Origin of the sequence: Chitinophaga sp. YIM B06452 (assembly GCF_039655965.1) — a bacterium.
In the GTDB taxonomy this organism is placed as follows: domain Bacteria; phylum Bacteroidota; class Bacteroidia; order Chitinophagales; family Chitinophagaceae; genus Chitinophaga.
In genome coordinates this window covers 503,166-529,755 of the sequence record NZ_JAWLKY010000001.1, presented here as the reverse complement: position 1 = coordinate 529,755, position 26,590 = coordinate 503,166, and the positions used below count along the sequence as shown (strand labels likewise).

Sequence of the window (26,590 nt, the reverse complement as noted above, 5' to 3'; positions counted from 1 at the left end):
CCTCAAACTTTACCCGATATGAAACTACATATAAAGATAGTACAGCTGCTGACAGTTGTATTACTGGCAGCCGGAGCGGGTTGCATGAAAGTGCTGGAAGAGCAGCCCCGCGCGACCATCGATCCTGAATATTTCAAAACGGCTGAGGGCTTAGAGGGAGGAATTGCCGGCATATACTCGTCCTTCCGCGGTCACTGGGGCACACAGATATTTACACAGCTTTTTAATGGCGGTACAGACGAGATGATCAGGGGCGGTGCGGCGGACGTGCAGCATAACTTCACCTATTCGTCCCTGATGAAAAGCAATACCAATGACTACGCCGGCTTTTGGAATTCCATGTATATCAACATCAACACGGCAAACGGCATTCTTCAATTTGGGCCCGGCGCCCAAATGGATGAAGGTAAAAAGGCGCAACTGCTGGCCCAGGCCAAATTTCTCCGGGCGTTTTGTTATTTCTACCTGGTAACAACTTATGGCGACGTCCCTTTGCATCTTACATTCAACACTGCCGTGGAGGCCGCAGATGCCCGGTCGCCAATCGTGGAAGTATACGATGCGATCATAAAGGACCTGCAGGATGCTGCCGCCGTATTGCCCAACCAGCCTGCAGCCGGCTTAGGCAAACCTGCATATAAAGCAACGGCCCTTTACCTGCTGGCGAAGACCTATTTGTGGCGTGGATGGTCTTCCGCGGCCACCGCAGGCGACTTCACCAACGCCTTTAATACGGCCAAAAGCATTATCGACAATAAAGGCACTTACGGCCTGGACCTTTGGCCCATTTTTGCCCAGGGCTTCCTGGAAGGAAATGAATATGGACGCGAGACCATCATGGTTGTGGACCACACAAAAGACCTGAAATTCGGGGAGAATTCCCAAACCGGCACAGGCGCTTCCAACCTGAAGGAAAACAAATCCAACTTCTTTTTCCGGCCGAATTATCCCACCGTAAATGCCAATTATCCCGCCGCCGGAGGCGCTTATGTTTGTGTGAGGGATGTTCAGAATGGCCGCCCCTGGCAAAGGATAAGGCCGAATATGCGGTACCTGCTGGATGTGGCTTTTGCCAACAGGGCTACCGATTCCCGCTATGACGGCACCTTCCAGACGATCTGGCTCTCCAACAGCGTTCCCGGTTCCGTAAAGGGCACCGCGGGCGCGGCCACGCCGAGAGGCACGCTCATCAATGGCGTGGATACGGCTATCTGGATGGCGGACAGGGTGGTGACGCCAGCCGAAAGGGCCGCTTTCAAAGGAATTATCTTTGAGCCGGAACACCTTTCCGGCGCCACCGTACCTTATACCAGCCTGCTTTTTCCCTCTTTGCGCAAATGGGACGATTCCACAAGAGCCGATATGAACGATTATTCCGACAGGCCGTATATCCTGTTCCGGTTTTCGGAAGTATACCTGATCGCCGCAGAAGCCGCGCTGAAAGGAGGCGGAACGTTACAACAGGCCGCCGATATGTTGAATGTACTGAGAATAAGGGCCGCGCTGAAACCCGGGCAAACACCCGGTGAATATGCCGCCGCAGTGGCCGCACAAACAATTACGCCCGCGCAGGTGACGCTGGACTTTATTCTCGACGAGCGTACCAGGGAACTGTATGGCGAATCCTGCAGGTGGTACGATCTCTCCCGTACGAAGACGCTTGTAGACAGGATTAAGAAGTACAATACGGAGGCAGCCGCCGGCGTCGCGCCGGGGCATATGCTGAGGCCCATTCCCCAGCAGCAGATAGACCTGGTGACCGAAGGCCCCGCATTTCCACAGAATCCCTGGTACGGCAACTGATCAGAAATTATTATCTTATGGTGATGAATGGAAAAACGAGAAGTTTTGACTGGTTTGGGAAGAATGATAAAATGGGGTTTGTTCACCGGTCATGGTTGCGTAACCAGGGCTACCCGGATGATTACTTCAGGGGAAAGCCTGTGATCGGTATTTGCAACACCTGGAGCGAGCTGACGCCCTGTAACGGGCACCTGCGCGATTTCGCGGAGGTCGTAAAGCGCGGGGTGATCGAAGCGGGAGGTTTTCCCCTTGAATTCCCCGTAACATCGCTGGGTGAAACGATCATGCGCCCGACTACCATGCTTTTCCGGAACCTGGCCAGCATGGACACGGAAGAAAGCATACGCGCCAATCCACTGGACGGTGTTGTGCTGTTGACCGGCTGCGACAAAACCACGCCTTCAACAATCATGGGAGCATGCAGCGTAGACCTTCCCACCCTGGTAGTTCCCGGCGGCCCGATGCTTAACGGGCGGTTCAGGGGGGAATGCATCGGAAGCGGCTCCTTTAACTGGATGGTAAAAGAGAAAATACTATCTGAAAATTATACCGAAGCTGATATACTGGAGGCTGAGATAGGCGCGGCCCGCAGCCAGGGGCATTGCATGACGATGGGCACTGCCTCAACGATGGCCTGCATGGCGGAAGCGCTGGGGTTGACGCTTCCCGGCGCCGCAGCTATACCCGCCGTTGACTCCCGTAAGAAAGTACTTGCACAGCTTTCCGGCAGGCGGATCGTAGAGATGGTCAGAGAAGATCTCAGGTTATCAGCTATCCTTACCAGGGAAGCCTTTGAAAATGCCATCGTTGTGAACTCGGCTATCGGCGGCTCTACTAATTTCGTTATTCACCTGCTGGCGATCGCCGGGCGCATTGGCGTCAACCTCACGCTGGACGATTTTGACCGGATCGGCAGCAACATACCGATGTTGGTCAATCTTAAACCATCCGGCGATTATTTAATGGAGGATTTTTACTATGCGGGCGGACTGCCTGTAGTGATCCGGGAATTGAAGCGGTTTCTTCACAACGATGCAATTACCGTTAATGGAAAAAAAATCGGTGAGAACAATAGCCAGTCCCTTTGTTACAACCAGGAAGTTATCAGTACGGCTGACAAGCCATTTAAAGAAAATGCGGGAATCGCCGTGCTGAGAGGGAATTTATGTGTCGACGGAGCAATTATAAAGCCATCGGCGGCAACGGAGCCCCTGATGAAACACCGTGGGCGGGCTGTTGTGTTCGAAACGATCGAAGACTATCATGCCCGCATTGATGATGAGCAATTGGATATCGATGAGCACTGTATAATTGTGCTGAAAGGGGCCGGCCCTGTCGGCTACCCCGGTATGCCGGAGGTGGGGAACGTAGACCTGCCGGGGAAGCTTTTGAAAAAAGGGGTGAGAGATATGATCCGGATATCAGATGGCAGGATGAGCGGCACAGCAGGAGGAACGGTGATCCTGCATGTGTCGCCGGAATCATCGGTGGGTGGGCTGCTCGCATTGGTAAAAGACGGGGATATGATTGAACTGGACGTCGGAAACCGCAGGCTGCACCTGGATATATCTGCCGAAGAAGAGGCCAGGCGGCGCGCCCTTTGGAGAGCGCCCGAACCAATGGCAGACAGGGGCTATGTAAAATTTTACATCGATTATGTACAGCAGGCGCATCTGGGTGCTGACCTTAGTATCCTCCGGGGAGGATCCGGCAGCAAGGTCACCAGGGATCTGCACTGAATGCCGGCAGCCACTGATACCGGCGGCTCGAAGCAGCCGTAATAAGGCACGGTATGGGGTAACACGGAACAGGCGTGAACATCTTCACGCCTGTTCCTTTTAAGCATTAGCGGCTGATCATTCCGCGATCCAGGCGAGGTTGAATTTATGGAAATAGATACTGCGGTGGCTGTTGTCGCTGTCTGATGTATTTTCATTGAATTCGATCAGCGCGCCGATCAGGTTGTCTGCCGTTTTTACCAGGCTGCTATAGCCTCCCAGCTTTGCATTTCCCGTACCATTCTGCGGAATGGCTTTGCTATCGGGCCAGGTAATGCCTTCATCATAGGATACCCTTATTCTCATCGCCGTTCTCGTGGTTTGGCTTGCGGAATTCATGAAAAGGATCCTGCTGGGGGAATCGGTATACCTTAAGATGGACCCTTCGCAATGCGGGTCCGGTAAAGCGGTAACTTTTTCAAAATCATCCCAGCCAGTGCCGATGCCGCCAACGGATTTATAACGGTAGAGTTCGGTAGAACCCACGCCGCGGTCGTTCCGCATCAGTACGCCGCTCAGCCGCTCTACGATCGTGCCTTCGGATGTGCCGCCCGGTATTGGGTTATATTCCCATGTGTTTCCATTATCATCGCTATAAATATTACGGTTGATGGCCGGGATGATCAGCCGGCCGGAAGTGCTGCCAAACCTTTTTTGTATCCCGATCCCCGGGCCAACCGCATCCCATACCATATTGGCGGGTTTAACGATGCTGGTGATGTCCACAGGATTAGACCAGTCAGTCCCATCCTGGTCGTAAGTGCTGTAACAAACAAAGGTTTTTCGCTGACCAGGCTGGGTGATCTTGGTCGTTCCGTTCTCACCGGTCTGACTCAAACCCGCGGCATTATACGACATGAAGAGCCATATCTTTCCGTCGCTTTGGTTAACAACCGCGGTAGGATTGCCCCAGGTGCCGTCGCTGCTTTTTACCAGTATCTCCGGCCCCCAGCCAGTGCCATTGGTTTCGGACCTTCTGCAGATCAGGTTGATGTTCCCATAATCCCGGTTGTTGTTTACCCGGCCTTCGCAAAAAGCGATCAACGTCCCTTTTTTTGTCCGGATGATCGATGGGATGCGATAGGAGTGATAAACGCCGCTGCCGCCGTCAAATAATTTTATCGGTTCATTAAAGGCAAATGTTGTGAAATCGCCTGCAGCTAATGACAGAGATTCCTTCGGCGCAGGCGCGGCGTCTTGCGGTACACTGCTTTTTTTGCAGGCTGCCGCGGTTAGTACAATAAATGAAAGCACCAGTGCGATCTGATTGCACAGATCTGTTTTCGTTCTGTGGAAATTGTTTTTTGTCATATCGGTTAGGGTTTAATTTATTTTTTATTTGTCCTTACCGTTTTCAAGGCCGTTTCTTTCAGGAACGCTGCAAATTCATCGGGTACCGGCTGGGGTTTAAATTTTAGTTGGGTCGGATCGCCTTCAAACAAACGGGTATACCACACCAGCCCTGCCAGGTAGCATCCTGCTTCATTTGCGTGATTGGGGTCAAACTTTAATTTTTTGTGTGGTCCCCAGCTATAGCCTGCATTGATGGAGTTTTCTTCTGATGGCAGGGCGGGATACATTGGATGGGCGTAATCAAATGCGGTATCTTTTTTAAACCCCCATTTTTTGTCCGTCGCAACCTGGTAAAACGCATCGCCGGACGGGATGATGGGCAAATTGCCAAGGCTCTTTGCCATGAGGTGATAGGCAGCTCTTGATCTTTCCCACATCTCTTTGTTATTTCCAGCTCTCTTTTCCCCGTCTATCTTCCCCCAATTCACTGCGTCTGCCCGGTATGCCCATGTTTGATGGACATATACCCGGGCATTGGGCTGGTAGCTCTTAACCAGGTCGTAAATGTTCTTTGCATAAGGCTGGTATGTTGCTTCATCGCCAGACAGCAGGGAGTATTGCTGCATGGTAACTATATCCCATTTTTGTGATGATAGCAGTTGCCTTAGAGATTTACCTTTATAAGCTTTGCCCCTGCCGGTATCTGCGTTATTGACCAGGACCGAGTCCCAATGCCGTTTCAAAGAGCAGCCGCCCATTTCTGCCCTGCCCAGAACAAGGTCTATATTTACTTCTTCGGCTATCTGGGGCAGGTAACGGGAGGCATTCTGTGAAAAGCTGTTGCCGATCATCAGTATCCTTAATGTCTTGCCGGTGTGCTGTTTGCGAACCGCAGGCGGTACAGGCAGTTCCTTCCCGGAAAGCAGGAAGAGCTTGCCTCTCGGTACGGCGGATCTGCCGAGATGGCCGCCATCGCCCCCGGTGAATATATCCAGGTATCCGTCACCATCCCAATCAGACAAAGCGATGCCGCCATTATGAAAAGAGAGCAGGTTTGACAATTTCACGGGCTTTTCAAACTGCATCGGTTTGCCTGATGCCCTGTAATAAAAGATCCCGCCGCGTTTACGGTCAAAGGCATGGTATACAAGAAGGTCGGGATTACCGTCGAGGTCCCAGTCGGTCATTGTAAATGAACAGCGTCCATGGCCGATATCGAGAATGCGGGTTTTGATCTGAAGGGGTTTTCCATCGTGTCCAAGAAATGCCTGCGGCTGCCCCAGTTCATCTGTTCCTTTGCCCGGCCAGCATTTAAGTATATTCTGGTCATCCAGTGCAACCAGGTCGGGATGCGTGTCTGCATTGAGGTCCAGGACTGCGGGCTGCACCCGTTGGCCGGCTGCCAGTGGTTTTCCTTCCACTTTAAACACTGCCGGCTTTTCGAATCGAAGCTCTCCTTTGATCACGCGCCCTTTCAGGAACAGCTGTCTTAGTCCCATAGAACCCGTCAACATATCCCGGGTGCCGTCTCCGTCCCAATCTGCAAGCCTGGGAAGCACGCGTTCCATATACCATTCCATGGGCCCCCATACTGAACCAAGCCCGTAGTCGATGCTATAATATTCCAGCTTGTTTCCGTCTGTAAATTTCAAAGGTGCGGGCACCTTCCAAACAGGTTTTGCATTGCTGCCCTTATTGATGATCACTTTCGGCGCAGCCGGTTCAGAGCCGACAACCAGGTCTGTGTCGCCATCGCCATCCCAGTCGATAGGTTCTATCGTTCCAATGCCTTGCGGCATCACCGGGGTATTTTTATCGCTGGCCATCATTAATGGCCCTTGTTCTGCCCAGCCGCCATTCTTTGGTTTAAACCGGAGTATATTATCCACGCAGCCGAAATAGGTGCTTGCAAGCAGCTCCTGCCGGCCATCTCCATCTAAATCCGCAAAGCGAGGGTGGATCGCCAGGATGCTGGATATAGGTTCTTTATGCCCGTCAGTAAGCAGCCCGGCAGCAGTGAACCGGGGCTGTGTTTTTGTTCCCACATTCCGGAAATATAGCAGGCCGGGTTTGTGCTGACCTGCTACCAGGTCCGTCAATCCATCGTTATTCACATCAAACGCAATGGGGTAGGGAAAACCAAATGCTGAAACCGGCGAACCACCGGCCTCAATAAGAAGCGGCCTGTCAAAGATCAGGCTGTCGGCAGACGATCGGTTATACATAATATAGAAACGGCTGGCATAAGGATTCCACGATTCCTGCGGGTTGTTATAACCGGCGGCAAAATTCAGCGAAGGCTGGGCTACCTGTGGGTGTGAGCTGCCAACAATGAGATCTTCTTTGCCGTCGCCGTCCAGGTCGGCCACATCTATTGCGGGGCTAACCCAGCAGTCCAGGAAGTCCTGGATAGGCTTTCCATCCGGGTTAAACGCCTGCATCACTTTCCACGTTGTTTTGCCTTGCTGCCGCTGGGGAATGAACATATGAAGCGCAAGTTGTTTTTTACCTGTGTTACTGACCTGGTTGTGGCGCTCAAAAGCAATAAAAGACGGCAGGCCCTGCTGGGCTTTTACGCCCGAATGCCTGACCAGGGAAAAAAATCTGCCAACACGGGCATCTTTCAGCACAAACTGGTTGTGTATAAATACATTGTTAAACCTCGGTTTCTTTTTGCTGCCGATGTTTTCTATCAGTTTGACAGAACCGCCGCTGGTGGTCATCATGTCGTTATCGCCATCACCATCCCAATCCATAAAGAGAAAATCAGACGCGCCTATTACCGATGCGGCCAGGGGCACGTCTTCATTGTGCCCGAACACAAATGGTTTGGGGGCTGCTTCCTGGGCCTGCAGATCCAAAGCTGCGGCGGTTAATATAACTGTAAGAATAAATTTCATGTTAACGGTCATTGTTCTATAGTAACCCATACTTCCTTAATTACTTCTTTTTGTACGTCCCTGTCGGCATTCAGCGCTATAAAGGTCGCTTTATGCGTGCCGGGGGCTGAGTAGCGCCAGGCGAAAGTTCCAGGTGTGCCGCCGGAAATGGACTTCACATTCACCGCGTTCTTTTTATGCCCGAAGCTCTGGAACACCTGGAATCCCCGGCTGATCACCCAATCGTCGTCAGCCTCGGTGTTGATGGCATTTGCGGTATGGATCAGCCTGTGAGAGGCAGCTGTTCCTGTGTTGATGGTCCATTTATTGTCTGCCCCCTGGAACTCAACCACCTGGAATAATCCCTTTTCGATGGACGGGGCAATTTCAAAATCCAGGTTCCCGGGAACTTTGTTGATCAACAACATGCGGCCCATATTCCAGTACCGTTGAGCAGTACCGGCTGCATTTTCCGAAACGTACCTGAAAGCCAGGTACATCGGTCTGCCCTTCACTTTCAGGTCATCCAGGTTTATTTCTCCTGACACAACATCGGCATTGGATGCGGTATTGGCCGGAAGCACCGCCCTGCCGGTGATGTCTGTCCATTTGGCGGCCTTTACCGCCTGTTCAGTGTATTCCCCGTTGAAATCAGTGGAGATCAACACAGCGATATTTCTTGGTAATGTAGCACCCGCCCGGGTCTGGCTATTGAATTGCAGGGTCAGCGTACCTTCGTCGGAGGAAAAAAGGTCGCGTTTATCGTACTCACTTCCCGGCTCGCCGGAATAGAAGGTAATGTTGTCGGGATTTCCCGACAGTTTGAACTGAACGCTGTCACTGAGTTTGTATGTCACTTTTTCGACGGATACCGCGAAATCATTTGGTGCCTGTATCTCTTTCTCCGAACAGGCTGCAAGCAATAAGCCGGAAGCGGATAATATCAATATTGTTTTTTTCATAACCTCATCATTAAATTTCATAGATGAATATTCCATCAATAACCCGGGTTCTGTTTGGCCTGATCATTATATAATAATTCCTTTTGCGGAATAGCTAACATGTAATCTTTGACCGAGATATTGTTTGCGGGGTTGGTATAGTGGGTCACCGTTACATTCGAAGGCGCAAACGGCGTTTTGGCTGCGGGCACAACCGGCGTGCCATCCGGCTTCAGGTCGCTGCTGCCGGCTATGACCTCAACGCCCATTTGTTTAATGGTCGACTGCAGGATTCCCCAGCGTTTCAGATCCTGCTTCCGTAAAAATTCGCCATTCAGTTCCATCAGGCGTTCATCCTGGATGGCCTTTAAAAAAGCTTCTTTTCCCGCGGTTTGCGCGGCACTCAGCTCGCCGTCGCCGTTTAAGATCACGCTTGCGGATGCCCCGCCGGCGCCATCAATTGTTACGGCTGTATTGGCCGGGTATCCTTTACCGGGGTTCGTCACTTTGATGCCGGTCACTCTCCCTCCCGAAATTACAGCAAGCGCTGTCGCTCCCGTGCCGCCGGCGCCTGTGATCGTCACTTCGGGCGCCGTGGTATACCCCGTTCCCTGGTTTGTTATGGCTATCCCGGTTATTATCCTGCCTCCATTAAGCTTTCCGTAGGCCCTGCCCCGCACCTGGTTCACCAGGCCGATGGCTTCAGGCGTTGGGTGGCCGTTCAGTTCATTTTCTGCTTCGGCCAGCATCAGCAGCACGTCTGCATAACGGACGACAGGGTAGTTGGTCGGGCTTTGTGTCGCGACGCGCGGTTCATTTTCCTCGCTCCGTCTCCATTTCCCGGGGTAACGCGTGTAATACAGGTTATATGCCACGGCATTCTGTGCAGGCGGTGAGGTGGCGTCTCCCCCGGAATATTTGAAAGACGCAACACACCAATCCCTCCGCTGATCGGGCGAAGCATCCGAGGCCGCATTAGTTGCGGTGGTAAAGGCAAAAGATTCATAGGTGCGGTATAAGCGCGGGTAAACAAAGAGCCTGCCGTCATTTTTACCGGCAACATCGCTGGTGGTTGGTATGCCAACGCGTACCTGGCCGGGAGAGCTTTGTTCAGGCGTAACAGCGTTCACCTGGAAGCCGACTTCCCATATACTTTCTTTATAGGTGGCATCGTACAGGTCTTTACATTGCAGCTTGAACACCTGTGTGTAATCGGGATTCAATTGATGTAACCCTGAATTGATGACTTCCCTGGCCCATTTTGCAGCATCTGCGTACCGCCTGCTATCGTTTACCGGCGCTCCGGCTGCGTACAGGCAAACCCTCGCCAGTACTGCCTGAACGGCCGTCTGCGTCACTCTTTCCGTATAATCGAATGCTGTCGCTTTTTGATCATTGAGCAGTTCTTCAGCGGCGGTCATTTCATCGATCACCCAATCATACACAGCTTTTGAAGCGGTAAAGGACATATTGGTTTCTCCCGGGGATTGGGTAGGCTTGATCCTTAAGGGTACATCCCCGTACCATTGCGTAAGCAGGAAATAATAATAGGCCCTTAAAAATTTTGTTTCTCCTTCGATATGCCTTTTTTCTTCTTCCGTGATCTTTGCTGGTGTGTTCAAATTAGCCAGCACCACATTCGCCCGGTCGATCCCGGTGTAAAGTGTGGCCCACAGGCTTGCCACCTGCGCATCGGCCGAGGTGGCATTATACCAGGGTATCTTCGGTACATTGCCGGAAGTGGCATAGACCAGTTCGTCGGTTGTGGCCGTTATCAAATGCTGGTAGTTGTCTCCATACAGCGCGTTGTTTTTAAGTATGCTGTATACTCCTGTCAGCGCAGCTTTCAGGTTTTCCTTGCTGGAGAAGAACTCGCCGGGGCTTATAAAATCTGCCGGTTTCGTTTCCAGAAGCTTTTTGCAGGATTGGAGCGGTATAACCGATGCGGCAGTAAATATTGTCAGGATGAGGAATCTTTTTTTCATATCAGTATGCTTTTGTTCACCCTTACAGTGAGATATTTAAACCAAAAACAATTGTTTGAGCGATGGGATAGGCAGAAAAATCAAGGCCGGGGGACAAGCCGAACCCTTTTGTAGAAACCTCCGGATCCGGTCCGGAATAACTGGTCCAGGTATAAAGATTTTGCGCGGAAATATATACCCTGGCGGATTCCAGGCCTTTGATAAAGTTTTTCCTGAAATTATATCCCAGTGATATGGTTTTTAGCCGGAGGAAGGAAGCATCTTCGATATAGCGGGAGGACAGCACCCCGGAAATACCACTAGACCCGCTCCTGGGGATAGTTGTGTGCTGGTTGTCGGGAGTCCAGCGGTTGACATAGGTTGCTTTAACGTTCCTGCCCAGGATGGCCCCGTTCAGCCCTTCCATAAAAATGTTATTCGCATTCAATACTTCATTTCCGTATGACCATTGAAAGAACACGTTCAGGTCGAAATTCCTGTACGTAAAATTATTATTGAAGCCGCCTGTGTGTTTGGGATAAGGATTCCCGATGAGGGTTTGGTCTGCGTCATCCACGATGCCGTCGTTGTTCAGGTCTTTATATTTGGCATCCCCGGGCTGCCTTGCGTTTGTACCTAAAAGGCCGGCCGTTGCGGGCAGTTCATTTTTTAATTCATAACCCCCGGGTATCTTGTTAAAATCATCATACTGGTATACCCCGTCGTACACAAATCCGTAGTAATGTACCATCTGGTTGCCTACCCGGCTGATCCAGGCGGGGCTTGGGAAATTGGTGGAGAATTCGGGGATAGGGGTCATCCTCAGGTCTTCGCCTGCACTCAGTGCAACTAACCTGTTTTGATTGAAAGAGATATTGAAATTGGAATTCCAGTTAAAGTTCCTCGTCGTAATGTTCCTGGAATTCAAAGTGAATTCAAATCCCCTGTTCCGGGTTTCACCGATGTTGACGGTTGCCGAGCCATAACCGGTGCTTGAGGCGATCTGGGAATTCAGCAACAGGTCGTAGGTATGCTTGTGGTAATAATCCATTTCCAGTTCCAGCCTGCTTCTTAAAAAGCCCAGTTCTATCCCTGCATCAAACTGCCTCGTGCTTTCCCATTTTAAATTTTCATTTCCCAAACGGCCCTGGTAGTAGGCAGGCAACGAGGAGGCTGACCCGAAGGGATAGTAGGTACCCAGTATAATATTCGGCAGGTAACCAAAGTCAGACACCCTGTTGTTGCCGGTTACGCCAAAACTGGTCCTTAATTTGGCATTTGAGATAAATGAAATGCTTTTCATGAACGGCTCGTCGCTCAGCCTCCATGCAAAGGCCCCGGAAGGAAAATAACCCCATTTGCTGTCTGCCGGGAACTTCGACGATCCGTCTGCCCTGAACGTTGCAGTGAACAGGTATTTTTGAAACAGGCTGTAATTGACCCTGCTGGTGAAGGAGACCAGCCCCCAGCTGGTACTGGAGGACTCTTTATCAAATATAACACCTTCATCCAGGCCGTTTATGTGCAATGCTTCGTTCGGTATGAGATTGGCCCTGTAGCCGAACCTGTTTTCTTTCCTGCTTTGAACGGACACCACACCAACGGCGGTTAACTGGTGATTTTTGTTGAACTTCCCGGTATAGGTCAGGCTGTTCTCATTCGACAGGTTGACAATATCTTCCTGCCACAAGCCCCCGTTAACGCCGTTCGTTCTGCCAACGCCGGTCAGCGGGCTGCCGCTTCTTGTATTCGAATTGTTGAACAGCTCAGATCTTGTTGCAGACAGGTCTGCGCTGCCTGTAAACCGCAGCTTGAGGCTTTTCGACAGGTCGTATTCCAGGTAACCATTTATAGTGATGTTCCTTGTTTTATCAACATCGTATTCATTTTGTGCGGATTTCAGCGGGTTGAACAGGAATGTTTCCGCCGCGGGGTCTACGCCTTCATCCTCCAGGTCTGTATCGCGGCCGGAAATTGGCCGGTATGTCCAGAGGTTATAGAATAAGTTCTGCACATTGGAATTGCCCGAACCCACAGCTTTCGAGGTCTGCTCCCTCGGCTTTATGCCGCGAACTTTTGAATCCGCAAAGTTTACATTGAGGCCGACCTTAAATTTACTACCCACCAGCTGGTCTATGTTGAACCGTCCCTGTAAACGGTCAAAACCGCTGCGCATCACCACGCCATCCTGGTCCAGGTAGGACAGGGATAAAGCGTATTTCGTTTTGACGGTGCCGCCGCTTACGCCCAGGCTGTGGTTTTGGAAAGAGCCTGTGCCCACGATCCTGTCAAACCAATCGATGCCTTTTACATCCCTGAAATCCTCGATCGTAAGGTCCGGGGTTGCGGGATCACTGTCTTTGAAATATAACGCTGCCGCTCTCTGCGGGTCGATCTCCTGTTGCAGTTTAATAAAGTCATAAGGGGCTAATACATCGAGGTTGGCCCTATCCGCATTGGAATAGCCGGCGCTGCCGGTGTAAGTTACGCGGGCGTCTCCCGTTTTACCTTTTTTGGTCGTGATCATCACCACGCCATTGGCGCCCCTGGCTCCATAGATGGCTGTCGCCGATGCGTCTTTCAGGATATCGATAGATTCAATTTCTGCTATGTTCAGCGAATTGCTGTTGAAGTCCTCCATGGGAAAGCCATCTATAACATAGAGCGGAGCGTTGCTGCCTGTTAAAGAGTTATTGCCCCGGATCACGATATTCAGGCCTTCCCCGGGCTGCCCGTCGATAGAGGACACCTGCACACCCGCAACGCGCCCTGCCAGGGCCTGCTGGAATGAGGCAACCGGCGCCTTGCTCAAATCAGACAGGTTTACCGACGCAACAGAACCAGTAAGATCTTTTTTCGCGACAGCTCCATAGCCTACGATCACTACCTCGTTCATCGACGAGGATTCCTGCTCCAGGGCAACATCGATCTTAGTGCGTCCGTTAACATTGACTTCCCTGGTTTTGTATCCAACATAGGAAATGACCAGTATGGCAGCAGGAGAGGAAACGGTGATCCGGAAGTTGCCGCTGGTATCAGATCTGACGGCGTTACTCCTGCCTTTTTCAAGAATGCTTGCGTAGGGAAGTTTTTCCGCATTTGCTGAAGTGATGCTGCCGGAAACGATCAGTTTTTTCTCTTGAGCATGCAGAAACAGGTTTTCTCCGAAGGGGTATAGGATGAGAAACCCTGTAAGCAAAATAGCAATGCTTATTTTCATATACTGTGGAGTTTATTTTAATAGTGGTTGATCGGTGCTGTATCAGTCTAATTGTAAATATGTCCTACATATAGGACAAATAGAATTATATTTTTCCTATTTTCCTAATTTTTCGGGGAAAATTATTCGGCATCCGAAGGTAGCCTGCCGGTTTAAAGGAGCTGTAATGCGGTAACAGGCTGATATTTAAATGGCCAAAAGCTGGCCGTACAGGCCGGGATGTAAATGATCAGAAAGAGGTAGTTGTATTTGTAAAAAGGGTGTTTATGTGCCAGCTTACTGATGAATGACGGTTATGTACTACAAATGTAAAATGCTTTATGCATCTTCAAACAGCGTACAATGATTGTTCCATTTTAAGAAACGAAAAGAAGGGAGGGCTGGCAGGACAGTTGAAATTTAATAACTTGCGCTTCTGCGCCGGGAATAACTTATTTTCGTTATCTGCTCAGAAAAATTCGCTTTTATTGAATTTAGTCCTGTAAACTTCATTGTCAACTAACAGTCCATACAACGAAAAAGAGCTGCTTTTCCGTTTGGAAGCCGGCGACAAGGCTGCTTTTGACTCACTCTACTACCATTTTGAACCAAGGTTAAGATTGTTCCTTCATCCCTTTGCTGATGCGGATATGGTGGACGCCGTTATCCAGGACGTATTTGTAAAGCTGTGGCTGAAACGGGAAGAGCTTTCCGGCATTGCGGCGCTGGAATTTTACCTGCAAAGGATGGCTAAGAACCGCCTGCTGGATATCCTGAAGCTGCGCGATATCCGGGACCGCCATAAAAAAAGCTATGCCATACTGCAGGCAGATTCAACGAACGATACGAAGGAACAATTACAGTTAAAGGAATATCTCGCCATTGCACGGGAAGGCATGGATAAAATGCCCCTGCGGCGGCGTATCATCTTTTCCATGAACGTGCTGGACGGCTTTTCCATCGACGAGATCGCCGCGCAACTACAGGTTTCCCGCGATGTGGTGAAAAAACAATTACAGAAGGCCAAAGCATTCCTGAAGGAATATATATCGAAACACGGCGACCTCCCGGGAGCGATTTGCCTCGCTATCCTGGTTTTCCGGGGGTGATAATTTTTTTTACTTACCCGTCCCCTTCTTTTCCCGGCGTTCGTCTTATATATTGACGGATATGATCGACAAGCAGACTATATTAACCAAATACGCCCGTAACGAGGTGAATGCCGGGGAGCATGCAGCTTTCCGGGAGTGGCTGAAAACACGCTCCGCCGAAGAAATGGAAGCCCTCATGGAGGAATACGGGGAAATAGTTGCCCGCCTGGGCGCTCCGCAAACGCCCGCCAGTCCTGCATTGCTGGCTGCTATCCATCATGAGATAAACACAGCTGCCACCGAAACGCCTGTTAGGCCGGTGATCATCCGCAAATGGGGCTGGGCTGCTGCCGTAGCTTTATTGCTGGCTGGCGGAACCTATCTCTGGAGCACCTACCGGCCCGAAACCGCACAACCGCCGTTGGCGGCCAATTCAACAGATATCAAGCCCGGCACGAACGGTGCGGTCCTTACCCTGTCCGACGGCTCGCAGGTGTCGCTGGACAGCGCCCATGCCGGCACGATCACTTTACAGGGCGGCACCGTGGCGAAAGTATCCGGCAACAAGCTCGTTTATGAAAATAACGGGAAAACGTCTACATATAATACCATGAGCACCTCCAACGGGCGGCAGTTCCAGCTGGAATTGCCGGATGGTACAAGTGTATGGCTGAACTCGGCCAGTTCCATTCATTACCCTACAGCTTTTTCCGGGACAGTACGCGAGGTGGACATAACAGGTGAAGCCTACTTTGAAGTAGCCAGCGATGCCAGCCGGCCTTTCCGGGTAAACGTGAACAATAAGGCCGAAGTGGAAGTATTGGGAACTAATTTTAATGTGAATGCTTACGATAATGAATCAACCATCAACACCACGCTGTTGCAGGGAGCTGTCCGCGTTTTACAACGCGGGCACCAGGGCGTGGTTTTAAGACCGGGCCAGCAGGCGCAAAGTACGGGGGCCGGCGAAATAAAGGTAATAGCGGACGCCAACACAGAGAAAGCCATTGCCTGGAAAGACGGCCTGTTCAACTTCAATGGAGCGAAGCTGGACGAGGTTGTCCGGCAACTGGAACGCTGGTACGATATCCGGGTTATTTATGAAAAGGACGTACCCGATATCGAGCTGGCGGGGAAAATGACCCGGGGAGTAAGTCTCCAGGGTCTCCTTGTCGTGCTGGAAGAATTGGGCGTGCATTGTAAACTGGAAGGACGGACGCTGACCATACTCTCAGCAGATCAACCATAAAAATACCGCGGCCAACAGGGCATCAAACAAAATTAAACAGGATAGACATGAGGTAAAAAACCGCCACGGCGGCAACCGTGACGGCTAAAATTCAGTTGATTCAAAACGGTTTCCAGACCAATTTTTAACAACCAAATCGTTGCAATTTATGCAAAAAAACTATTTGTTCCGTGCAAAGCGGAGCTGTAGCCCGCCTGTCTGTAGAGGCCGGCTTTTCAACCAAATCTGCTTTGGCGGACTCTGTGAGTTCTTTGAAGAAAACAAAGGACTCCGAACCAAAACGTGGAAGGTCATGCGATTAACAGTTCTCTTACTTACGGCGGCTTTTTTATCCGTCCATGCAACCGGGGTAGCGCAGCATCTTACCATCTCCGGCAAGAAACTTACCCTGAAGAAAGTTTTCACTGCGATCGAAAACCAGACGGGGTATGTTGTGCTGGCCAACAAAGAACTGTTCTCTGAGGATAAGAGCTTTTCCCTGTCAGTTAACGATATGCCGCTGGCAGATTTCCTGGATAAACTCTCGAAAGACCGGTCGCTGAAATATATCATACAGGATAAAACGATCGTGATGTCGCGCAAAGCGGTCCCCCCTCCAGGCGTAACGCCCAGTATTACTGAAGCTCCCGCGGCGCTTTCACTTTCAGGGCAACTGCTGGACGCCGCCAGCAGCGAGCCTGTTATCGGGGTTACCATCCGCGTAAAAAATACTTCGAAAGGCACCACCTCGGATGCATCCGGGCGCTTCCAGCTCGCGGAGCTGCCTGAGAATGCGGTGCTGATCATATCATCGGTGGGTTATAATGCGGTGGAGATCCCTGTTCAAAAGCTGGTATCCCTTGAAGCGAATAAACCGGTAATCATAAATGATGTAAGGATACTGAAGCCGGATGCGGGCAGTATTATTTTATACCTGTCCAGGAGCACGAACAAACTCGATGAAAGCGTTGTTGTAGCGTACGGTACCACCACGCAGCGTTTTAACACGGGCAGCGTTGCAAGCGTAAAAGCGGAAGACATCGAAAGACAACCCGTCACCAATGTACTGGAAGCATTACAGGGAAACGTGCCGGGGCTCTTCATCACACGTTCCAATGGCAGCGTGGGAAGCCAGATGAGTATTTCCATCCGCCAGCAACAATCAATTTCCAATGGCACCGACGAAAAGAATATGCCGCTGTTCGTCATCGACGGCGTGCCCTTCGTGGAAACGCCCTTTGCCAGCGCAGGAGCTTCCGGGAACATTGACCCGATGAACTCCATCAACCCCGCGGATATTGCCAGCATCTCGATATTGAAAGATGCCGATGCGACCGCCATCTATGGATCAAGAGGCGCCAACGGCGTTATCCTGGTCACCACCAAAAAAGGCAGCGCCTCAAAACCGCATTTCGACCTGTCTGTTTATACCGGCGGCGGGAAAGTAACCCGCCAGATGCCGATGCTGGATCTTTCCGAATACCTGGCCATGCGCAGGGCCGCCTTCGCCAATGATAATGTGACGCCCGGTTTTTCCAACGCGCCGGATCTTACAGTTTGGGATACGACGAAATCAAGAGATTTCCAGGAAGACTATATCGGCGGCACCGCCCGCCAAACCGAGGTTACAGGCGCATTTTCAGGTGGAAGCGAATATTTGCGTTACCGCTTCTCGAACACCTTCAGGCGTGAATCCACCGTATTCCCCGGCGACTGGGGCTACAAACGTTATTCGTCTCACCTGAGCATAGACAATACCTCCCATAATGGTAAATTCTCGCTGGGAGTTTCAGCCATGTACACGAAGGAATCCAACAACCAGGCGTCCAGCGACCTGACCCGCTACGTGTACATCCTTCCGCCCAACTATCCTGTTTATAACCAGAACGGCAGCCTTAACTGGACGGGTGGATTCGTCAATCCTGAATCTTACCTGCTGCAATCTGCCAGTTTTAAGTCAGACAACCTGCTGGCGAATGCCAATTTGCGATACACTATTTTGCCCGGCCTGGATGCAAAGATCAGCCTGGGATACAACAAAATAGCGCAGACGAACGAAACGCGCATGCCGAAAACATCGCTCGATCCCAGCAGCGGTTCAGGGGAATCCGTTGCTACCTATAGATCCAATTATATTGAAAGTTATATCATAGAGCCGCAACTGACCTACAACAGGACGCTGGGTGATGGCCGGTTGAGCATGCTGGTTGGTGGTACCTGGCAGCAATCCAGTTTTGCGGAACCTTATTTCGTAAGGGCCTCCGGCTTTTCCAACGACAGGCTGATGAGCTCCTGGACAGCGGCTTCCAACATCACCTACAAAAGCAGCAGCTTTAGGGAATACAAATATGTTTCCGGGTTCGGAAGGATCAACTACGTAATGAAAGACCGTTATCTTTTCAACCTCACCGGCCGCAGGGACGGGTCTTCCCGTTTCGGGCCCAACCGGCAGTTCGGTAATTTCGGCTCCGTTGGCGCAGGCTGGATATTCAGCAACGAACAGTGGATCGAAACAGCGCTCCCCTGGCTGAGCTACGGCAAGCTCAGGGCCAGTTATGGAACGACAGGCAACGACCAGATCCAGGATTACGGATACCTGGCAACCTATGGTACGCTCTTTTACCAGTATGGCAGCGCAGGAATTTACCCCTTGCGGAGCGCTAACCCTGATTATGGCTGGGAGTCCAACCGCAAACTGGATATCGGCCTGGAAACGGGGTTCCTGGATGACCAGGTCTTTCTCTCTGCTTCCTGGTTCTCCAGCCGTACAGACAACCAGCTGGTGACGGCTCCGTTGTCTTCCCAGTCGGGGTTTAGTTCCTTCACCGGCAATATGCCGGCATTGCTGCAAAGCTCGGGATGGGAACTGGATCTGAAAACAAAGAATATCAGCCGTAAACGTTTTTCCTGGAATAGTTCCTTCAACATTACGATACCGCGCAACAAGCTCATTTCCTTCCCGGGTTTAAAGCAAACGATATATGCCTATGTATTTATGGAAGGACGGCCTATCAAGAATCTTAGCGGCTACCGTTATACCGGCCTGAAAGACGGCATCGCTACCATTGCGGACCTTAATCATGACGGGAAGTTCACGCAGGGATTGCTGGAGACGGCCAACGGGGATTACCAGATCATATCCCCCAGCACCCCGGATTTTTATGGAGGGTTCAGCAACTCGCTGAGGCTGGGCAGGTTCCAGCTGGACGTGCTGTTGCAGTTCGTGAAACAGCTCAAATCCTCCGTCCGCTCATCAGTGGGCATGCAGCCGGGAGGATTGTCCAACCAGGATGACCGGATCATTTCCGATGGCTTCAAACCGTCTGTTCTTTCCGGCAGCACTGCTGCCTATGCCTATAAAAATTATTACCTGTTGTCTGACGGCAACTATTCAGACGCCAGCTTTATCAGGCTTAAGAATGTGAGCCTGTCTTACGAATTGCCCTCCTCCTGGACAGAATCCATCAAACTGAGGTCTGCCGGGGCATTTATCAGGGCGCAGAACCTGTTTACCATTACCAGTTACCTGGGATTTGATCCTGAGACCGGCGGGGCGGTATTGCCGCCGTTAAGGCAGATCACAGCAGGTATTCATTGTTCACTTTAAACAATAAGGAAATGAAACGACCACTTTTTTTATATACCTGTATCGTATTATTGGCCGGAGCGGTTATGAGCAGCTGCAAGAAACTGATAGAGATCGGCCCGCCCGGCGACCAGCTGGCTTCCAACAGCGTGTTCCTTGATTCCGCTACGGCAGAAGCGGCCCTGGTAGGGCTATACGCCAGTGTGGCGAATCCTAATCCCGGCAGTGATATGGGCACTTCCATTACGATGTTCAACGGCATGTCCGCGGATGAGGCTTATGCATATTCCATGAATTATTATGATGATTTTACCAATAATTCTTTAACACCGTTGATCTATTATGTAGAAGCGTTATGGGGCACGATCTATAAAAATATCTACATCGCCAATTCTGTTGTGGAGGGCATGGCGCAATCCCCGCTGTCCGAAGCATACAGGCAAAGAACTACCGGGGAAGCGAAATTCCTCCGCGCATTATGTTATTTCTACCTGGTGAATGAATATGGCGCTGTGCCGTTGGTCATGTCTACCGACGTACATACCACTACCCGTCAGCCCCGCGATGGCGAGGATGTGGTGTATGATCAGATAGAAAAGGATCTTACAGATGCGCTGGAAGTGCTTCCTGCTGCATTGGACCTTTACGGGGGGCGGCGGATACGCGCCACCACCTGGGCTGCCAGGGCATTGCTGGCCAGGGTGTACCTGTACAGGAAGAAATGGCAGCTGGCTGAAAGTATGGCTACTGCAGTTATTAATAACCCGGGTTTGTTCAGGATGAACGATTCCCTTAACCGGGTGTTCCTGGCCAATAACGAAGAAGGCATTCTCCAGTTTGTGAATGGCATTTCCAGTTCATGGATTGCCAACAATTTTGTTCCTTCCGCCACGAATGTTACCCCAAAGTTCGTACTGGAAGAAGGCCTTTTTGCCGATTTTGAACCGGGAGACAAACGGAAAACCAACTGGGTCGGTTACAAAAGTTACGGTGGGATAGACTATCCTTATCCCGCCAAATACAAGTACATGGCGGGAGTTGGTCCCGTTGAATATAACCAGGTATTGCGCCTGGCAGAACAATTCCTGATCCGCGCCGAAGCCCGGACACAACAGGCTAATTATACACAGGCCGCTGCAGATATCAACAGCGTCAGGCTAAGGGCCGGATTGCCAAACACCGATGCCTCCGATAAGGCTACGCTGATGGCCGCCATTGAACATGAGCGCCGCATCGAGTTTTTCTGTGAATGGGGGCAACGCTGGTTGGATCTGAAAAGATTACCGGGAACCGCTAATCCTTCCATATCGCGGGCCGATGAAGTATTGTCCGCGCTTAAAGGAAGTCAATGGCAGTCAACGGATGTACTCTATCCCGTTCCGCAAACTGCCATCAATTCCAATTCAAACCTGGGCCAGAACAAGGGATATTTTTAGCGCTAAACAGAAACCAGACATATTATGCGTTTTCAATTATTATTCAGGCAATGGCTGCCTGCTGTACTCCTCATGACAGGAAACGCCGCAGCAAAGGCGCAGCACGGTCGCGAAAAGCCTTTCACACTGACGGGAAAGGTAAACTCCCCGGAATACCCGGCCAGGTTATATCTTCAATATGAGTTGAATGATAAGGAAGTGGCAAATGATTCCATCCTGTTGCAGAAGGACGGGCGGTTTATATTCAGGGGCAAGCTCAGCAGGCCTGTGCAGGCCAGGGTATATATGAAGCCCGGCGGTAAATATATTGCCAGGCGTTTTTACCTGCAACCCGGGAAAGTAGAGATCAATGCCAGCGGTTCCCTGGATTCGGCGGCTGTAACAGGCAGCCCCAATACCATTATCCTGGATGAGTTTTATCAACATGGAGAAAAATACGCGGGCACATTTTCCTCGCTGAATGCAAGGGCATATTACAACCGCGGCATGAAAGACTCCGTGAAGCTGATCGATGCGGAGCAAGCCGCGACCAGGAAAAAGTTCAACGAAGAAGTAGCCGGCATCATCAGGCGGTACCCCGATGCGCATGCTTCCTGGGACATGGTGTACAGCTACCGCATAGCGCTGGATCCGGAAACGGTCACGCCATTATTCGAGGCGCTCAGCCCGGGATTTAAAAATTCGGACCAGGGGAAAGCTTTGGCGAAACAGATTGACAATGTCAGGAAAATAATGGTGGGATCACCTGCCCCGGACTTTTCACAATCAGATGTGGAAGGGAATTCCATCAGGCTGTCTTCCTTCCGTGGCCGGTATGTGCTGGTTGACTTCTGGGCCAGCTGGTGCGGAATCTGCCGCGCTGAAAACCCCAACGTATTGAGAGCTTACAATGCGTATAAAGACAGGGGCTTTACCGTACTGGGCGTATCGCTCGACGATTCCCTGCATCGCGCACAATGGATACAGGCGATCAGGGAGGATAATATGCCCTGGCAGCAGGTGTCTGACCTGAAAGGGAGAAATAACGAATCTGCGGTACTGTACGGCATCAAAGGAATTCCCCAGAATGTACTCATTGGGCCGGATGGCAGGATCATCGCGAAGAACAAACGCAACAGGGAACTGATGAATACGCTGATTGCGATCTTCGACAAGGGTTATAATATGCGCCTGTACGGGGATATAAAAGGAACCGGGGAAGGCACAATCATTTTTCGTTATTACAAAGACGGTGCGTATCAAACCGATACCGTATCTCTTCACAACAACAAATTTAACTGGCTGGCAGAGATGCAGGAGCCGCAGCGCGTGAATGCTACTATCCTGCCCGGTCGCAGGCAGCTCAGTTTCTTTTCTGATATCGGCTACCTGCAATTAACAGCGAATGTCGATTCATTACAGCGTTTTAAGCTGGAAGGCTCCGACCTGCAGTACGAGGCTGAACGTTTTGATGCTGCTATGCGGGAACTCAGCCCCAGGCATAAGGAATTGCTGCAACAACTCACCGATGCCCCAATGGGAAAGAGGCCTAAGATAGGAGAGCAACTGCTTGAACTGTCAAGGAACAAATACACGGAAAATGTTAAGAAGTACGTCGCGGAGCGTCCCAACAGCCTGTTTTCATTGCAGCTGGTGAAAGATATGGCGGAAGATATCTCCGGCCCTAAGTACAACATTGTCTACCCACTGTTTAGCTCCCTCCCGGAAATAATACGCGGAACGCCATCCGGAAGAAGGATCGCCGGGATGCTGCCAATGATGAAAAGAAGCGCCGAAGGGGAAGAGATTGCAAATTTATCTCAATCCGATACCAGCGGAAGGAAAATTTCTCTTTCAGACTTCAGGGGAAAATATGTGCTGGTTGATTTCTGGGCCAGCTGGTGCGGGCCTTGCCGCGCCGAGAATCCCAATTTGCTGAAAGCATATGATACTTACGGACCCAAAGGTTTTACCGTGATCGGCGTCTCCCTCGACACGGATGAAAAGAAATGGAAGAAAGCCATCATTGAAGACCGGCTGCCCTGGGCGCAGGTGTCTGATCTGAAAGGCCGGGAGAACGAGATCGCGCAATATTACAATGTGCGCGGTATTCCATGGAATATCCTGGTGGGGCCCGATGGCAGGATCGTTGCAAAGGACCTGAGAGGTTTTGCCTTGCAGGAAAAGCTGGCGGAGCTGATAAGATAATTTTTACCACATAACTCAAACGGCTGGCGTATGCTTTTGTAGCGTACGCCGGTTCTTTTAGCATTCCTTTAAGGCCTGGTTGCCTGCAGGGTGTTTTATGCTGCGCGGAGGTGAAAGATCAGGTAAGCCCGGATGTGATGTGCGTTCCGCCGGCGCGGAAGTTTTTTGAAGCTGACAGCAAAACAGTCTGGCTTTCCCGGTCAAATATTTCTTCCCCCACTCCTCCAGATTTGCACGAAAATCACCGTGCACATCCGATGTTTACTGGCCGCGTTCTTTTGCATTACTTCAGTTTTCGCGCAGGGCCCCAGGGCGCCTTTCTCGCCATGGTTATTCCCCGGAGCGGAATGGCAACCGTCGCCGGGGCTGAAGCTTATTGGGCAATACGGCTACAATCCACAACTTAACATGCATGCCGTATACCTGCAGGCGTATATCAAAACAGGAAACCACATCAGTTTTAACCCCGCTTACCTGTACCTTGGCCGCGACAACCCGTCTTTGCTGCAGGAGCATACATTCCTTCACGGCATTATCTTTTCTTTTCCGGCCGGAAAACTCCTGATCGACGACCGGAATGTTCTCTGGAACCGCTTCAGGGGCCATTCCGGGGATATTCATTATTACCGCAACCGGCTTCGCCTCTTCCTCCCCCTGCGTTACCATTCCATCAAACCTTACGTCTTCGGCGAGGCTTTTTATTTCTTCAACCGCGGCCGATGGAGCAGGAAGAGGATAGCGGGAGGGGTGGCCGGAGATGTCTCTGAAAGGTTCAGCATCGACATTACGTATATCCACGAGCGTGACTACTATAACGGCGCCACACATATAGTATTTATCATGGGTACCTGGCAATTCCCGGCTTTGAACGGCAAGATCAAATGAATAGAACGCGACGGTAAAATGAAAAAGGGGCAGGAGCCGCAACTTTGCTTTATCAACAACATCCTTAAAATCTATTACAATGGAAATCTCTCTGCAACAGGCGCAGCAGGCGCTCCAAATGGCAATAATGCAAGCAGACCAGCTGAAAGTGCCGGTGAACATTGTCGTGCTCGATACCGCGGGCTTTCTCAAATCCTTTATCCGGATGGATAATGCGCTCGTTGGTTCCATCGATATCGCGTTGCAAAAGGCCAAAACCGCCATGTTATTCAGGATGAGTTCCGAAGCTGTTGGCGATTTCCTGAAGCCCACAGCCGGCGCTTACGGCCTTGAAAACACCAACGGCGGCCTGTTGGGCTTTGCGGGCGGCTTGCCCATTCTGCAGGACGATATGATCATCGGGTATATCGGTGTGTCTGGCGGTGCCATCAGGCAGGACGCAGCCATCGCGGCGGCAGGGAGCGAACTGTAGCCGCAACAAACCGTACATTTTTTATCATCTCAAAACATCCATTTATGACAGACAAAAAAAAGATCCTCATTACCGGCGCTGGATCCGGTTTTGGAGAAGGGACGGCCATCGGGCTGGCAAAGCTTGGCCACGAAGTGATCGCCGGTGTTCAGATATCACCCCAGGTTACTGCCTTGCGTAAAAAGGTGGAAGAACTCGGGCTTGAGAAAAACCTGAGGGTAGAACGCCTGGATATTCTCGACCACTACGACGTAGCCTATGCGCTCACCTGGGACGTTGACATTCTTTTCAGCAACGCAGGTATCGGGGAAGCGGGGCCTGTGTTCGAGATCCCCGTCGACCTGGTGCGCCGCAACTTCGAAACGAACGTATTTGCCCCGCTCAGCCTGGCACAGCAGTTCGCGGCAAAATGGATCAGGGCGGAAAAGAAAGGGAAGATCGTATTCACTTCCTCCATGGGCGGCCTGTTCACACCTGACGGTTACGGCATTTACGTTTCCACCAAACACGCGCTGGAAGCGGTGGCAGAAGCAATGTCGGCTGAGCTGAAAAAGTACAACATCCAGGTACAAACGATCAACCCCGGAGCCTACCTGACCGGCTACAACGAAACGATGGCAGACAACCCCTTCCGCTGGCTGGACGACAGTAAGAACTTCACCAAACGCGCCGAAATGAAGGCCACCTTCGATTCCCTGCTCGGAACGCCGCAAGGCAGGCTGGATCCCGAAGAAATGATCAGCGCGATGATACAGATCGTTCCGTCGGACAAAGGAAAATTCAGGAACGTGGTTCCCAAATTTGTAGAAGACATGCTGAAGGAACATCAGCTGAAAGCCTGGGATGTGACCATTTAGCACGGAAATATATAAGCATGCTTCATTATTCCCGGCAGCTGCGGATAGCGTGGTGATCAGCAGGAAGTGGCTGGCCGGGAATCTTTTTTTCACACTGCTTAATGTTTTCCCATGAAAAATTTTTCTCCATTCAGTATAAATGCCCGGAAAGGGTTATGCATTCTACTGATTATGACGGCCGGCTTCCTGCGGGCCAAATCTCAAACGAATACCATGGATAAGAACAAAACGCTCATCCGTAACGGATTTGAGCAATGGTCCAAAGGCACCGGCAGCTTTTTTGACTTGCTGGCCGATGATGTTGTGTGGACAATCTCCGGGAAAAGTCCCATCGCCAAAACTTACACCAGCCGGGAGCAATTCCTGCGCGAAGCCATCGATCCGCTTAACCGGAAGTTGTCAAAAAGGATCGTGCCGGAACTTAAAATGCTGTACGCCGAAAAGGATATGGTGATCGCGTTGTGGGATGGTAAAGCGACCGGTACCGACGGTTCCGTTTACAACAATACCTACGCCTGGTTCATGAAAGTGAAGGACGGCAGGATCGTAAACGTACTGGCCTTTTTCGATAGTATTACACTGGCCGAACTATGGGAGAGGATACCTGATCCCGGAATTCAGCCCGAATAAACAGTACCCGGTCAAACTGAGGTCCGCTTATCTCGAATACGAACAATGCTGCGGGTTAAACGGGAACCATCCGACGCAACACTTCGTAATTAGCATGAACCAGGGCCTGATGCCCCGGCCTTTCCATCCGATGTTTTTACCGGAATATTCTTCCCGGAAGCGCGGCCGCCCGGCGGTCGTGCTTTTCCCCAAATCATGAAGTGCGCCCCGAAATACCGGGAATAAAAAAATGCCCGTTCACGAACTAACGGGAAATGTTTATTCGTAACATGTGTATAAAGCTGATTCTTATATAACAATGTGCATGGCATGCCCTTTGAAAAACTGCTCCTGAAACCGGTGCTCCCATCCGTTCCGCACC

16 protein-coding genes are annotated in these 26,590 nt (G+C 51.0%); 11 read left to right on the top strand and 5 right to left on the bottom strand.

Annotation, left to right across the window (positions count from 1 at the left end; translation table 11 throughout):
- The first annotated feature begins 18 nt into the window (after window positions 1-18).
- Both R3I13_RS01825 and R3I13_RS01820 read left to right on the top strand, forming a co-directional pair.
- Complete coding sequence (locus R3I13_RS01825; protein ID WP_346316206.1) at window positions 19-1,803, top strand: RagB/SusD family nutrient uptake outer membrane protein; 1,785 nt, start codon at window positions 19-21, stop codon at window positions 1,801-1,803.
- A 17-nt stretch (window positions 1,804-1,820) separates the two neighbouring features.
- Window positions 1,821-3,542, top strand: a complete 1,722-nt coding sequence (locus R3I13_RS01820; protein WP_346316205.1) for an IlvD/Edd family dehydratase — start codon at window positions 1,821-1,823, stop codon at window positions 3,540-3,542.
- A 117-nt stretch (window positions 3,543-3,659) separates the two neighbouring features.
- Here the strand turns inward: R3I13_RS01820 and R3I13_RS01815 are convergent, their stop codons facing one another.
- From R3I13_RS01815 to R3I13_RS01795, 5 genes are read right to left on the bottom strand one after another with little or no spacing between them, the layout of a single operon-like run.
- Entirely contained in the window at window positions 3,660-4,892 is a 1,233-nt protein-coding gene (locus R3I13_RS01815) for a sialidase family protein (protein WP_346316204.1), read from the bottom strand.
- 17 nt (window positions 4,893-4,909) lie between these two features.
- Complete coding sequence (locus R3I13_RS01810) at window positions 4,910-7,735, bottom strand: DUF4886 domain-containing protein (RefSeq protein WP_346316203.1); 2,826 nt, start codon at window positions 7,733-7,735, stop codon at window positions 4,910-4,912.
- Window positions 7,736-7,782: 47 nt separating this feature from the next.
- Window positions 7,783-8,715, bottom strand: a complete 933-nt coding sequence (locus tag R3I13_RS01805) for a DUF5017 domain-containing protein (RefSeq protein WP_346316202.1) — start codon at window positions 8,713-8,715, stop codon at window positions 7,783-7,785.
- 35 nt (window positions 8,716-8,750) lie between these two features.
- Complete coding sequence (locus tag R3I13_RS01800; protein WP_346316201.1) at window positions 8,751-10,679, bottom strand: RagB/SusD family nutrient uptake outer membrane protein; 1,929 nt, start codon at window positions 10,677-10,679, stop codon at window positions 8,751-8,753.
- A 22-nt stretch (window positions 10,680-10,701) separates the two neighbouring features.
- Window positions 10,702-13,878, bottom strand: coding sequence for a TonB-dependent receptor (locus R3I13_RS01795; protein WP_346316200.1), 3,177 nt, complete (start codon window positions 13,876-13,878; stop codon window positions 10,702-10,704).
- A 491-nt stretch (window positions 13,879-14,369) separates the two neighbouring features.
- Here R3I13_RS01795 and R3I13_RS01790 point away from each other — a divergent pair, with 491 nt between their 5' ends.
- The 9 genes from R3I13_RS01790 (at window position 14,370) to R3I13_RS01750 (ending at window position 26,229) form a co-directional block, all read left to right on the top strand.
- Window positions 14,370-14,966 (top strand): sigma-70 family RNA polymerase sigma factor, encoded by a 597-nt coding sequence (locus tag R3I13_RS01790; RefSeq protein WP_346316199.1) that lies wholly within the window; start codon window positions 14,370-14,372, stop codon window positions 14,964-14,966.
- Between the two features lie 61 nt (window positions 14,967-15,027).
- Entirely contained in the window at window positions 15,028-16,197 is a 1,170-nt protein-coding gene (locus tag R3I13_RS01785; RefSeq protein ID WP_346316198.1) for a FecR domain-containing protein, read from the top strand.
- Between the two features lie 292 nt (window positions 16,198-16,489).
- The gene (locus R3I13_RS01780) at window positions 16,490-19,783 is read left to right on the top strand and encodes a SusC/RagA family TonB-linked outer membrane protein (protein WP_346316197.1); all 3,294 of its coding nucleotides are present in this window, start codon (window positions 16,490-16,492) and stop codon (window positions 19,781-19,783) included.
- Between the two features lie 11 nt (window positions 19,784-19,794).
- Entirely contained in the window at window positions 19,795-21,198 is a 1,404-nt protein-coding gene (locus R3I13_RS01775) for a RagB/SusD family nutrient uptake outer membrane protein (RefSeq protein WP_346316196.1), read from the top strand.
- Between the two features lie 24 nt (window positions 21,199-21,222).
- On the top strand, window positions 21,223-23,385 hold the full coding sequence (locus R3I13_RS01770; protein ID WP_346316195.1) for a redoxin domain-containing protein: 2,163 nt from the start codon (window positions 21,223-21,225) through the stop codon (window positions 23,383-23,385).
- Between the two features lie 408 nt (window positions 23,386-23,793).
- Entirely contained in the window at window positions 23,794-24,270 is a 477-nt protein-coding gene (locus R3I13_RS01765; RefSeq protein WP_346316194.1) for a DUF2490 domain-containing protein, read from the top strand.
- Between the two features lie 79 nt (window positions 24,271-24,349).
- Window positions 24,350-24,742 carry a heme-binding protein gene (locus R3I13_RS01760; protein ID WP_346316193.1) on the top strand — a complete coding sequence of 131 codons (393 nt, stop codon included), beginning with the start codon at window positions 24,350-24,352 and terminating at the stop codon, window positions 24,740-24,742.
- Between the two features lie 44 nt (window positions 24,743-24,786).
- Window positions 24,787-25,599: an SDR family oxidoreductase gene (locus tag R3I13_RS01755; RefSeq protein ID WP_346316192.1), complete on the top strand. Its 813-nt coding sequence runs from the start codon at window positions 24,787-24,789 to the stop codon at window positions 25,597-25,599.
- A gap of 213 nt (window positions 25,600-25,812) precedes the next feature.
- Window positions 25,813-26,229 (top strand): nuclear transport factor 2 family protein, encoded by a 417-nt coding sequence (locus R3I13_RS01750; RefSeq protein WP_346316191.1) that lies wholly within the window; start codon window positions 25,813-25,815, stop codon window positions 26,227-26,229.
- Window positions 26,230-26,590 lie beyond the last annotated feature (361 nt).

What these genes read in the sequence shown, in the direction of transcription:
- R3I13_RS01825 (WP_346316206.1), top strand. Translation starts at nt 19, where the DNA reads ATGAAACTACATATAAAGATAGTACAGCTGCTGACAGTTGTATTACTG.
- R3I13_RS01820 (WP_346316205.1), top strand. Translation starts at nt 1,821, where the DNA reads ATGGTGATGAATGGAAAAACGAGAAGTTTTGACTGGTTTGGGAAGAAT.
- R3I13_RS01815 (WP_346316204.1), bottom strand. Translation starts at nt 4,892, where the DNA reads ATGACAAAAAACAATTTCCACAGAACGAAAACAGATCTGTGCAATCAG.
- R3I13_RS01805 (WP_346316202.1), bottom strand. Translation starts at nt 8,715, where the DNA reads ATGAAAAAAACAATATTGATATTATCCGCTTCCGGCTTATTGCTTGCA.
- R3I13_RS01800 (WP_346316201.1), bottom strand. Translation starts at nt 10,679, where the DNA reads ATGAAAAAAAGATTCCTCATCCTGACAATATTTACTGCCGCATCGGTT.
- R3I13_RS01795 (WP_346316200.1), bottom strand. Translation starts at nt 13,878, where the DNA reads ATGAAAATAAGCATTGCTATTTTGCTTACAGGGTTTCTCATCCTATAC.
- R3I13_RS01785 (WP_346316198.1), top strand. Translation starts at nt 15,028, where the DNA reads ATGATCGACAAGCAGACTATATTAACCAAATACGCCCGTAACGAGGTG.
- R3I13_RS01780 (WP_346316197.1), top strand. Translation starts at nt 16,490, where the DNA reads ATGCGATTAACAGTTCTCTTACTTACGGCGGCTTTTTTATCCGTCCAT.
- R3I13_RS01775 (WP_346316196.1), top strand. Translation starts at nt 19,795, where the DNA reads ATGAAACGACCACTTTTTTTATATACCTGTATCGTATTATTGGCCGGA.
- R3I13_RS01770 (WP_346316195.1), top strand. Translation starts at nt 21,223, where the DNA reads ATGCGTTTTCAATTATTATTCAGGCAATGGCTGCCTGCTGTACTCCTC.
- R3I13_RS01765 (WP_346316194.1), top strand. Translation starts at nt 23,794, where the DNA reads ATGCATGCCGTATACCTGCAGGCGTATATCAAAACAGGAAACCACATC.
- R3I13_RS01760 (WP_346316193.1), top strand. Translation starts at nt 24,350, where the DNA reads ATGGAAATCTCTCTGCAACAGGCGCAGCAGGCGCTCCAAATGGCAATA.
- R3I13_RS01755 (WP_346316192.1), top strand. Translation starts at nt 24,787, where the DNA reads ATGACAGACAAAAAAAAGATCCTCATTACCGGCGCTGGATCCGGTTTT.
- R3I13_RS01750 (WP_346316191.1), top strand. Translation starts at nt 25,813, where the DNA reads ATGGATAAGAACAAAACGCTCATCCGTAACGGATTTGAGCAATGGTCC.